The 10,809-nt window shown below is 72.7% G+C and carries 11 protein-coding genes; 2 read left to right on the forward strand and 9 right to left on the reverse strand.

What is annotated here, in order from left to right; all coding sequences use genetic code 11:
* From acnA to VK640_16415, 4 genes are all read right to left on the reverse strand, one after another.
* A partial coding sequence (gene acnA / locus VK640_16400) for an aconitate hydratase AcnA (protein HTE74758.1) occupies nucleotides 1-1,771 on the reverse strand: 1,771 nt, incomplete at its 3' end.
* A 102-nt stretch (nucleotides 1,772-1,873) separates the two neighbouring features.
* On the reverse strand, nucleotides 1,874-2,077 hold the full coding sequence (locus VK640_16405; protein ID HTE74759.1) for a hypothetical protein: 204 nt from the start codon (nucleotides 2,075-2,077) through the stop codon (nucleotides 1,874-1,876).
* A gap of 294 nt (nucleotides 2,078-2,371) precedes the next feature.
* Nucleotides 2,372-3,568: a class I SAM-dependent RNA methyltransferase gene (locus VK640_16410; GenBank protein HTE74760.1), complete on the reverse strand. Its 1,197-nt coding sequence runs from the start codon at nucleotides 3,566-3,568 to the stop codon at nucleotides 2,372-2,374.
* Nucleotides 3,565-5,640, reverse strand: coding sequence for an APC family permease (locus VK640_16415; protein HTE74761.1), 2,076 nt, complete (start codon nucleotides 5,638-5,640; stop codon nucleotides 3,565-3,567). The genes VK640_16410 and VK640_16415 overlap by 4 nt, the downstream gene beginning before the upstream one ends.
* Nucleotides 5,641-5,718: 78 nt before the next feature.
* Here VK640_16415 and VK640_16420 point away from each other — a divergent pair, with 78 nt between their 5' ends.
* The gene (locus VK640_16420; protein ID HTE74762.1) at nucleotides 5,719-6,396 is read left to right on the forward strand and encodes a TrkA family potassium uptake protein; all 678 of its coding nucleotides are present in this window, start codon (nucleotides 5,719-5,721) and stop codon (nucleotides 6,394-6,396) included.
* A gap of 28 nt (nucleotides 6,397-6,424) precedes the next feature.
* A complete protein-coding gene (locus VK640_16425) occupies nucleotides 6,425-7,090 on the forward strand; it encodes a TrkA family potassium uptake protein (GenBank protein HTE74763.1) in 666 nt (221 codons plus the stop codon).
* Nucleotides 7,091-7,130: 40 nt separating this feature from the next.
* On the opposite strand, the gene VK640_16430 is transcribed toward VK640_16425, so the two are convergent.
* From VK640_16430 to VK640_16450, 5 genes are all read right to left on the reverse strand, one after another.
* Nucleotides 7,131-7,823: a DUF3159 domain-containing protein gene (locus VK640_16430; protein HTE74764.1), complete on the reverse strand. Its 693-nt coding sequence runs from the start codon at nucleotides 7,821-7,823 to the stop codon at nucleotides 7,131-7,133.
* Nucleotides 7,824-7,920: 97 nt separating this feature from the next.
* Nucleotides 7,921-8,307 (reverse strand): OB-fold nucleic acid binding domain-containing protein, encoded by a 387-nt coding sequence (locus VK640_16435; GenBank protein ID HTE74765.1) that lies wholly within the window; start codon nucleotides 8,305-8,307, stop codon nucleotides 7,921-7,923.
* Between the two features lie 63 nt (nucleotides 8,308-8,370).
* Entirely contained in the window at nucleotides 8,371-9,219 is an 849-nt protein-coding gene (locus VK640_16440; protein ID HTE74766.1) for a DUF3710 domain-containing protein, read from the reverse strand.
* Nucleotides 9,216-9,710 (reverse strand): dUTP diphosphatase, encoded by a 495-nt coding sequence (gene dut, locus VK640_16445; GenBank protein ID HTE74767.1) that lies wholly within the window; start codon nucleotides 9,708-9,710, stop codon nucleotides 9,216-9,218. The genes VK640_16440 and dut overlap by 4 nt, the downstream gene beginning before the upstream one ends.
* A 22-nt stretch (nucleotides 9,711-9,732) precedes the next feature.
* Nucleotides 9,733-10,809 (reverse strand): DUF885 domain-containing protein (locus VK640_16450; protein HTE74768.1); only part of this gene is annotated, 1,077 nt, incomplete at its 5' end.

The following is a 10,809-nucleotide window of genomic DNA, read 5'->3' on the forward strand; positions in this document are numbered from 1 at the left end:
GGCCCTCGAAGTTGCGGTTGCCCGACAGCACGGACACCACCGCGAGGTCGTTGTCGTTGACGCCCTTGCTGACCGCCTCCCGCAGCGGACCGGAGTTGCCGATGCAGGTCGTGCAGCCGTAGCCCACGAGGTTGAAGCCGAGCTTGTCGAGGTACGGCGTCAGGCCGGCCCGGTCGTAGTAGTCCATGACGACCTGGGAGCCGGGAGCCAGCGTGGTCTTGACCCAGGGCTTGCGCTCCAGTCCACGCTCGACGGCCTTCTTGGCCAGCAGCGCGGCGCCGATCATCACCGACGGGTTGGACGTGTTGGTGCACGACGTGATCGCCGCGATGACGACGTGGCCGTGGTCGACCTCGACCTCCTGGCCGTCCAGGCTGATCCGCACCGGGTCCGACGGCCGGCTCACCTCGCCGTGGTCGGGGGCGGCATGCGGCGCCCCGTCGCCGTTCGTGCCGTGGAAGGCGGGGGCGTCGCTGGCCGGGAAGGACTCGGCCGACGACTCGTCGACCCCGTGGTGCTCGGGCTCGGCCGCGCCCGCGTAGTCGCCGAGCGCGTTGCGGAAGCCGGCCTTGGCGTCGGAGAGCGCGACCCGGTCCTGCGGCCGCTTCGGGCCGGCGATGGACGGCACGACGGTCGACAGGTCGAGCTCGATCCGCTCCGAGTAGCGGGGCTCAGCCGCCGCGTCGTGCCACAGGCCCTGCGCCTTCGCGTAGGCCTCGACCAGCGCGACCTGCTCCTCGGTGCGGCCGGTCATCCGCAGGTAGCGGACGGTCTCGTCGTCGATCGGGAAGATGGCGACCGTCGAGCCGTACTCCGGGCTCATGTTGCCGATGGTGGCGCGGTTGGCCAGCGGCACCGCCGAGACGCCGTCGCCGTAGAACTCGACGAACTTCCCGACCACGCCCTGCTTGCGGAGCATCTCGGTGATGGTCAGCACCAGGTCGGTCGCGGTCGCCCCCTCGGGCAGCGAGCCGGTCAGCTTGAAGCCGACGACCTTCGGGATGAGCATCGACACCGGCTGCCCGAGCATGGCCGCTTCGGCCTCGATGCCTCCGACGCCCCAGCCGAGCACGCCGAGCCCGTTGACCATCGTGGTGTGCGAGTCGGTGCCTACCAGCGTGTCCGGATAGGCCGTCCGGGTCCCGTCGACGTCGCGGTCGAACACGACCCGCGCGAGGTACTCGATGTTGACCTGGTGCACGATGCCGGTGCCAGGCGGCACGACCTTGAACTGGTCGAACGCGGTCTGCCCCCAGCGCAGGAACTGGTAGCGCTCCTTGTTGCGCTCGTACTCGAGGTCGACGTTGCGCTGGAACGAGTCCGGCGCGCCGAAGAGGTCGGCGATGACCGAGTGGTCGATGACCAGCTCGGCCGGCGCGAGCGGGTTGATCCGCGACGGGTCGCCGCCGAGCTCCTGCACCGCCTCGCGCATCGTCGCGAGGTCGACCACGCAGGGCACGCCGGTGAAGTCCTGCATCACGACCCGGGCCGGGGTGAACTGGATCTCGGTGTCCGGCTCGGCGTCGGGGTCCCAGCCCGCCAGGGCCCGCACGTGGTCGTCGGTGACGTTGGCCCCGTCCTCCGTGCGCAGCAGGTTCTCCAGCAGGATCTTCAGCGAGAACGGCAGCGAGGCGACCTGCTCCCGCAGATCGTCGAGCGCGTCCAGCCGGTAGATCTGGTAGCTCGCCCCACCGACCTCGAGGTCACCCTTGGCACCGAAGCTGTCCTGCGTCGCACCTGCCACGACCGTCTCCTCTCGTCCGTCACTCATCCTGCCGCAGCCCGCCTCGGCACCGCCGAGCGGATCCGGGCGTCAAGAACTTATCTCGACATCAAGATACATGACGTCGAGAGGCTGTGGGTGACGGGTGTCTCAGGCGCCGGACGCCCGCTTGTCCTCGTCGACGTCGTCTGCGTCCGGGTCCGGGCGGTCGCTGCTCGACATGGCGCCGGTCTGCTCGTCCGGCACGGCGCCCTTCATGGTTCGCTGCAGCAGCGGGTCGACCTCCCGGTCGTGGTCCTCACCGGCCGGGTCGGCGCCGGCCGGCTGGGGGGCGTTGGGGTTCGAGGTGGTCATGTCGTCCTCTCTGGTCGCGGTGAGACGCAGCGTCCTCGCCGTCCCACCACTCCCATCTGCCCGGCGCCGTGCCGGTCATGCCCGTCATGGCCGCTGGCGTCATGCCAGTCATGCCAGTCATGCCGCGCCGTGACCGAGTGACACGATCACCTCGGATCGTCAATCGCGTTGACAGGCTGGCGTGACAGCGGCGGCGTGAGTCATCGTCTCGGCAGCCCGCGTCGCCGACATCCCCCGTCAGGCGGCGCGGGCCCCTGCGTCCACGCCGCTGTCGGAACCGCGCACCCGACGCGTTCAGGCCGGGACCAGCACCGCCACGCACTCGACGTGGTGGGTCATGGGGAACAGGTCGTAGGCCCGCAGCGACTCCAGCCGGTAGCCGTTCGCCGCCATCTCCTTGAGGTCCCGGGCCAGCGCGGCCGGGTCGCAGGCGACGTACGCGATGCGCCGCGCACCCAGCCGGGCGAGCAGCCGCACCACCGCGCGGCCGGCGCCCGACCGCGGCGGGTCGAGCACGACGAGGTCGGACCGGCGGTGGTGGCGCCGGCGCAGGACGTGGTCCACGCGGCCGCTCTCGACCCGCACCTGGGGCAGGTCGGCGAGGTTGTGCCGCGCGTCGGCGACGGCCCGCCGGTCGGACTCGACGGCCGACACCCGGCCGCCCGGTCCTACTCGCTCGGCCAGCGGCCCGGCGAAGAGCCCGACGCCGCAGTAGAGGTCGAGCACGTGGTCACCCGGCCGCGGCTCGAGCCCGTCGAGGACCGCGTCGAGCAGGCTCTGCGCGGCGCCGGGGTGCACCTGCCAGAAACCGCCGCCGGTGACCCGGTAGTCGCGCCCGGCGGCCTGCTCGGTCACCGCGGCTCCGGCGGCCCGGTCACCAGCCCGGCCGTCCGGGAGCACGAGCACCTCACCGGTCGCCACGGAGGCCGATACGTCGACGGCGGCGACGCCGGGCCACCGTCGAGCGGTGACGCCTGCCTCGTCGACCAGCGGGTGCGCGATGCGGCAGCGGTCGACCGGGACCACCTCGTGCGACCGGTGCGCGCGCAGACCCGGCCGACCGTCGTCGTCGACCGCCCAGCGCACCCTGGTCCGCCAGCCGAGACCGCCGTCCGCCCCAGGCACCTCCTCGACGATCACCTCTCGGTCGAGCCCGGCCAGCCGGGCGAGCTGCTCGCGCACGACCTCGGCCTTGAGCCCACGCTGCGCGTCGAGCGCCACGTGCTGGAAGTCGCAGCCGCCGCAACGGCCGGGTCCGGCCCACGGGCACGGCGGCTCGACCCGGTCCGGGCTCGCCGTGAGCACGGTGACGGCGTCGGCCCGCCAGTAGGACGACGTCGCGGTGCCTTCGGTGACGACCGCGCGCACGCGCTCCCCCGGCAGGGCGTGCCGCACGAAGACGACCCGGCCGTCGTGCCGGGCCACGCAGTGGCCGCCGTGCGCGACCGGCCCGACGTCGACCTCGAGCTCGGTGCCAACGGGACCGCTCAGGACAGCCCGCCTCCCCGCGGCGGCTCGCCCCGACGGGACGCGCCCGGGGCGATCCCCTCCTCGCGCTCGGCCAGGCCGGCCGAGCTGGCGAGCTGCCACGGCACGCTGGTGACCATCACCCCGGGGGTGAACAGGAGGCGCGTCTTGAGCCGGAGCGCGCTCTGGTTGTGCAGCAGGTGCTCCCACCAGTGCCCGACGACGTACTCCGGGATGAGCACCGTGACCAGGTCGCGGGGACTGCCGCTGCGCAGGGCGCGGACGTACTCGATCACCGGGTCGGTGACCTCGCGGAACGGCGAGTCCAGCACCTTGAGCGGCACCGGGATGCCCCGACGGTCCCAGTCGGCCTGCAGTGCGCGCGTCTCCTCGGCGTCGACGCTGACCGTGATGGCCTCCAGGGTCGACGGGCGCATCGCGCGGGCGTAGGCAACGGCGCGCATGGTCGGCTTGTGGATCTTCGACACGAGCACGACGACGTGCGTGCGCGCCGGCAGCATGACGTCCTCGTCCTCGTCGACGACGAGCTCCCTCGCGACCGCCTCGTAGTGCCGCCGGATCCCCTTCATCAGCACGAAGATGACCACCATGGCGGCGATCGCGATCCACGCACCGAGCAGGAACTTGGTGATGAGGACGACGACCAGGACCAGCCCGGTCACCGACAGCCCGACACCGTTGATGATCCGGCTGCGGACCATCCGCGTCCTCGCGGCCGGGTCGGTCTCGCTGCGCAGCAGCCGCGTCCAGTGCCGCACCATGCCGGTCTGGCTCAGCGTGAACGACACGAAGACACCGACGATGTAGAGCTGGATCAGCCGCGTCACCTCGGCGTCGAAGGCGACGATCAGGAGGATCGCGAACGCCGAGAGCAGGACGATGCCGTTGCTGTAGGCGAGCCGGTCGCCGCGGGTGTGCAGCTGCCGCGGCAGGTAGCGGTCCTGCGCCAGGATCGAGCCGAGGACCGGGAAGCCGTTGAACGCCGTGTTGGCCGCCAGCACGAGGATCAGCCCGGTGACCGTCGTCACGACGGCGGCCATCAGGGGCACGTTGCTGAACACCGACTTGGCGATCTGACCGATCACCGGGTCCTGCACGTACGTCAGGCCGTCGGGGTAGTTCTCGGTCGGCCCGAAGCGCACACCGGCCCGCGTCGCCTCGCCGGCCTGGCCGTCCAGGCGCAGCTGCTCGACGACGTTCTCGGCGTAGCGGAGCCCGCTGACCTTGGCCAGCACGATGATGCTCAGCAGCATGCTGACGGCGATGGTGCCCAGGAGCAGCAGAGTCGTGGCGGCGTTGCGCGACTTGGGCTTCTTGAACGCCGGCACGCCGTTGCTGATCGCCTCGACACCGGTCAGCGCGGCGCAGCCCGACGAGAAGGCCCGCAGCAGCAGGAACGCGCCGGCGATCCCGGCGATGCCGTCCTCGTAGCCCTCCTCCGGCACCAGGTCGAACTTCGCGCTGGAGACGTCGGGGAGGTCGCCGAGGAAGTATCGGCTGAACCCCCAGAGCGCCATGCCCAGGATGGCGACCATGAAGGCGTACGTCGGGACGGCGAACGCGGTGCCGGACTCGCGCACACCACGCAGGTTCGCCGCCATCAGCAGGATGACGGCGACCACCGCCACGACGACCTCGTGCCCCTGGAACGAGTCGATCGTCGAGGCGGCGTACTGCGCGGCCGACGAGATCGACACCGCCACCGTCAGGACGTAGTCGACGAGCAGGGCGCTCGCGACGGTCAGCCCCGGCGTCGGTCCCAGGTTGACGGTCGCGACCTCGTAGTCGCCGCCGCCGCTCGGGTAGGCGTGGACGTTCTGCCGGTAGGACGCGACGACCACCAGCATCACGAAGGCGACGGCGAGGCCGATCTTCCAGGAGAAGGCGTACGCCGAGAAGCCGGCAACCCCCAGCATGAGGAAGACCTCGTCAGGGGCGTAGGCCACCGAGGACAGGGCGTCGCTCGCGAACACCGGTAGCGCGACCCGCTTCGGCAGCAGCGTCTCGTGCAGCCGGTCACTGCGCATCGCGCGGCCGAGCAGCAGCCGCTTGGCAGCGTCGGTGACCTGGGGCACGCGGCGATGCTAGGGGCTCCTGACGGCCCCCGTGGTCCGCACCCCGCAGGCCGGTGCGTCTGCGCTAGCGTCGGACCCGTGCACTTCGTGATCATGGGCTGCGGGCGGGTGGGCTCGACCCTCGCGCACATCCTGGAGTCCCAGGGGCACACGGTCGCGATCATCGACGCCGAGGAGTCGGCCTTCCGCCGCCTCGGCCAGGGCTTCGCCGGGCGCCGGGTCACCGGCATCGGGTTCGACCGCGACACCCTGCGCGAGGCCGGCATCGAGGACGCCCACGCCTTCGCGGCCGTGAGCAGCGGCGACAACTCCAACATCCTCGCGGCCCGGGTGGCCCGCGAGACGTTCGGCGTCGACAACGTCGTGGCCCGCATCTACGACCCGGGCAGGGCCGAGGTCTACCAGCGTCTCGGCATCCCCACCGTCGCCACGGTCCGCTGGACCGCCGACCAGATGATGCGCCGGCTGCTCCCCCACGGGTCCGAGCCGGAGTGGCGCGACCCGAGCGGCACCATCCGGCTGGCCGAGGTGCCGGTCGACTCCGCGTGGGTCGGCGAGCGGATCAGCCGCCTCGAGATCGAGTCCGGGGGCCGGGTGGCGTTCCTCACCCGGCTCGGCGAGGGCCTGCTCCCCGGCTCGGACACCGTCCTGCAGGACGGCGACATCGTCCACGTGGTCATGCGCGACGACGACGCGGACGCGATCGATTCGGTCTTCCGCCGCCGCTCGACCACACCGGCCGAGGGTGGCGCGTGATGCACCTGCCGTTCGCGAAGGGCTGTTGATGCGCGTCGCCATCGCCGGAGCCGGCAGCGTGGGGCGCTCGGTCGCCCGCGAGCTGCTGGAGAACGGCCACGAGGTCCTGCTCCTCGACAAGAACCCCGCGGCCATCAAGAAGGTCTCCGTCCCCGACGCGGAGTGGCTGCTGGCCGACGCCTGCGAGGTGACCTCCCTCGAGGAGGCCGGCCTGCACGAGTGCCAGGTGATGATCGCCGCGACCGGCGACGACAAGGTCAACCTGGTCGTCTCGCTGCTCGCCAAGACCGAGTACGGCGTGCCGCGCACCGTGGCCCGGGTGAGCAACCCGAAGAACGAGTGGATGTTCGACGAGGCGTGGGGCGTCGACGTGGCCGTCTCGATGCCGCGGCTGATGACCGCGCTCGTCGAGGAGGCCGTCAGCGTCGGCGACCTGGTGCGGATCTTCACCTTCCAGCAGTCCAACACCGACATGCTCGAGCTGACCCTGCCCTCGGACTCGCCCGTCGTCGCCAAGCGCGTGGGCGACGTGCCGTGGCCGCCGGACACCGCCCTGGTCGCGATCATCCGCGAGGGCCGGCCGATCGCCCCGAGCCAGGACGACCCGCTCGAGGCGGGTGACGAGCTGCTGTTCGTCGCGACCCCCGACATGGGTCCCCAGCTCGAGGAGCTCCTCGCCCCCCACGCCCGCTGACGACGTACCCCCGTGTGGTGCGCCCTGCCGGAGCCGGAAGTCAGGTCGGGCGTGCGTCCGCCGGTTGCTGCAGCGGGGTCCGGCCGCGGGCCAGCAGGTAGACCATGCCGGCCAGCGCCGCTACCTGCAGCGGCCAGCCGAGGGCGATCTTCGTCACGCCGAGCCAGCCCACCTTGTCCGCCAGGTAGAGCGGCAGCTGGACCACGACCCGGATCGCGCACGGGACCACCAGCACCCAGGTCAGCTTGCTGCACAGGGCGACGATGCCCGGGTCCCGCCGCCACGCGGTCACGTCGCCCGTGACCGACCCGATCATGAAGCCGACGAGCGGCCAGCGCGCCAGCACGGAGAGGCTCAGGCCCACGGCGTAGGCCGCGTTGTAGAGGATGCCGGGCAGGAACACGTCCTTCGCCTCGCCTGACCGGGACGCGAAGAGGGCGGCGATGCCGATGCCGACCAGGCTGTTGACGACGAACTGCGGCGTCGACCGCTGCACGAGCCGCAGCACCAGCAGGACCACGGCGAGGGCCACCCCGATGACGAGAGACAGCCGCAGGTCGTGGCTCAAGAGGTACGTCGTCGTGAACCCGATCGTCGGCGCGGCCCCCTCGACCATGCCCCGCCGGCCGCCCAGCGCCATCGCGAGCCGGGCCCGGACGATCTCCTCGACCGTCTCGGCGTCGACACCGGGCAGCTCGGGATGCTCGGCCGTGGGCCGGCTCTCGTCGACCAGGTCGTCAAGCGGCCCCTCCGGCTGCAGGTGCAGCGGGTCGTTGTGCTGGGGGTCGTGCGGCCGGTCGGCGCGGGTCGGGTCGGGACTCACCAGCCAGTCACTCACCGGTGCCGGTGGGGCGCAGCTCGTAGCGCGGGTTGAAGATCACCGGCTGCTCGCCGTAGCGCATCACCCGGCCGTACCCCACCAGCGAGCGCCCCGGCTCGATGCCGGGGATCTGCCGACGGCCGAGCCAGACCAGCGACATCGACCCGGTGCCGTCGTAGAGCTCGGCCACCAGTGCGGGGACCCCGGCGCGCGGCCGCAGGGTGACGGTGCGCAGCGTGCCGGCGACCCGCACCCGCTCGCGGTCGGGCACGTCGCGGATCAGGGTGGCCCCGAGGTCGACGCAGTCCTTGCGCAGCTCGGCCGCCTCGTGCTCCTTGGCGGAGGTGGCCAGCCGGTTCACCGCCCGACGCACCACGCCGCCCTCTGTGTGGCCCATGGCACCAGCGTATGCCGCAACCGGCCCCTGCGGGCCCGGCCGGCAGGCGCGCGACGTACGGCCTCAGCGGATCTCGGTGATCTCCGGTCCCCGCTCGAAGGGGTTGAGGTCGTCGGCCCGGGTCGCCTTGCCGTCGTCTCCTTCCCCGTCGTCTCCTTCGCCGTCGTCGCCCTCGGCGCCCGCAGCCGCAGCCGCCTCGGCAGCCTCCTCCGCCGCCACCGTCGCGGCCGGAAGCCGCAGCGGGATCGGGTCACGGGGCGCCATCGGGTCGAAGCCGCGCACCACGACGACCTCCCGGAACAGCTCGACCAGCTCCGCGTCGGTGCCGGTCTCGACAGCGGCCTGCCCGGTCAGCACCCCGCGCAGGAACCAGCGCGGCCCGCTCACCCCGACGAAGCGGGCCGGCTGCACGCTGGAGCTGCCGTCGGCCGCGCGCACCGGCACCTTGGTCCGCAGCTCGGTGCCCAGCGGGCCGTCGACCTCGTCGGCGGTCCCGCCCTGCTTGGTGATGCCGGCCCGGATCTCGCCGCGCACCTCGTCCCAGATGTCCTCGGTCTTGGGGGCCGCGAACGGCTGGAGCTGCAGCGCGGACCGGCCGAGCACGAGGGTCACCGCGACGACCTGGCTGGTCGCCTGGTCGGCCTCGACCCGGACCTCGAGGCCGGGTCGGCCGGGCAGCCACATGCCGCCGAGGTCGACCCGTCCGCCGGCGGCGGGGTCGTCGACCTCGGTGACGTCCCACGGCCCGTTCTCCCGGCTGGCCGACGGGGTCGACCGCGGTGGGCTGCCCGCGTCGTCCCCCGTCGCGTCGTCGAGGGAGTCGTCGAGACCGGTCGCGCCGTCCTCCGAGCCCTCGGCCGCGGTGGACCCTGCCGGGTCGTCCTCACGTCGGCGACGTCGGAACACGCTCACACCTCTGTCCTGTCCGTCTCGCTGGGCGCCGGTGCGGCGAAGCCGCCGGTCGACCCGTGTCCACCCTCGCCCCTCGCCGACCCGGGCAGCAACTCGACCTCGTGGAACGTGACCCGTTCCACCCGCTGCACGACCAGCTGGGCGATCCGGTCGCCGCGGCGCAGCCGCACCGTGTCGCGCGGGTCGTGGTTGACGAGGAGCACCTTGATCTCGCCGCGGTAGCCGGCGTCGACGGTGCCCGGCGCGTTGACGATGCCGACCCCGAAGCGGTGCGCGAGACCCGACCGGGGGTGCACGAAGGCGGCGTAGCCGGCGGGCAGCGCGATCGCCACCCCGGTGGGGACCATCGCCCGCTCCCCGGGCGCCAGCTCGACGTCCTCCGCGGCGACCAGGTCGGCTCCGGCGTCGCCCGGGTGGGCGTAGCCGGGCAGCGGCAGGCCGGGGTCCAGCCGTCGCACGAGTACGTCGACCGGTGCCTGCTGCGCCTCCACGGCGGAGCACCCTACCCAGGCCTCAGCCGAAGAGCGTCCGCTCCACCAGGCCGATCGGCAGCCGGCCGGACCCGGCGGCCCGGTCGTGGAACTCCTTGAGCGGCCCGCGCGACTCCGTCAGCCACCGGTCGCGCATCCGGGCGATCTCCACCGCGCCGGTCAGGTAGGACGACGCCTGGGTCGGCCAGGCGCAGTAGCGCAGGACCTCGGCCCGGGCGGTGTCCGGCGACAGCGACGACCTGGTCGCCATGAACTCCACGCCCTCCTCCACCGTCATGTCGCCCATGTGCAGCGCGGTGTCGACGACGATGCGGGCGGCCCGGAAGAGCCGGTAGTCGCGCTGCGCCAGCTCCTGCTCGGGGGTGCGGAAGAAGCCCTGCTCGCGCAGCAGGTCCTCGGTGTAGAGACCCCAGCCTTCGACGAAGTAGGTCGACCCGAAGACGAAGCGCAGCGGCCGGGCCCGCCCGGCGGCCGACTGGGCCGCCAGCCAGGCGAAGTGCCAGTGGTGCCCCGGGTAGGCCTCGTGCACCGCGATCGACCAGGCGCCGTGCCGGTTGTTCGTCGCCAGCCGGGCGGCGACCTGATCCGGCGTCGACCCGTCGGGCGGGTAGGGCACGAAGAAGTGGCCCGGCCGCCCGCCACCGCCGGCCGGCGCCGGCGCGAAGGGTGGCGGCTGCATGTAGTGCGCGACCGCGATCATCGACCGGGTGAAGGGCGCCGACGGCGCCACGACGCACGACTCCCCGTCGGGCAGGGTCACCAGGTCGTGCTCGACGCAGAACACGCGCGCCGCGTCGGTGGCCTCCTGGTAGAGCGCCAGCATCTCCTCGGGGGTCTCGGGATGGTCGTCGTTGAAGCCGCGCAGCACCCCGAGGAAGTCGTCGGTGCCGCGCAGGTCCCGGGAGCGGAGACGCATGTCGGCGGCCAGCTCGTCGTAGAGGGCCAGGCCCTTCTCGTGCAGCTCGCGGGCGCCGTACGGCAGGCCCTCCGCCTCGCGCAGCAGCGCCGAGTAGCGCTCCTCCCCGATCGCCCAGTCGCCGCTCGCGCGCTCGACCATCGCCTCGACGTGGGTGCCCAGCTCCTCGAAGGCAGTTGCGGC

It is taken from the genome of Actinomycetes bacterium (genome assembly GCA_035489715.1).
Taxonomy (GTDB): Bacteria; Actinomycetota; Actinomycetes; order JACCUZ01; family JACCUZ01; genus DATHAP01.

Coding starts and splice junctions, on each gene's coding strand:
- VK640_16435 (HTE74765.1), bottom strand. CDS start 8,307: ATGGGCCACACAGAGGGCGGCGTGGTGCGTCGGGCGGTGAACCGGCTG.
- VK640_16425 (HTE74763.1), top strand. CDS start 6,425: ATGCGCGTCGCCATCGCCGGAGCCGGCAGCGTGGGGCGCTCGGTCGCC.
- VK640_16405 (HTE74759.1), bottom strand. CDS start 2,077: ATGACCACCTCGAACCCCAACGCCCCCCAGCCGGCCGGCGCCGACCCG.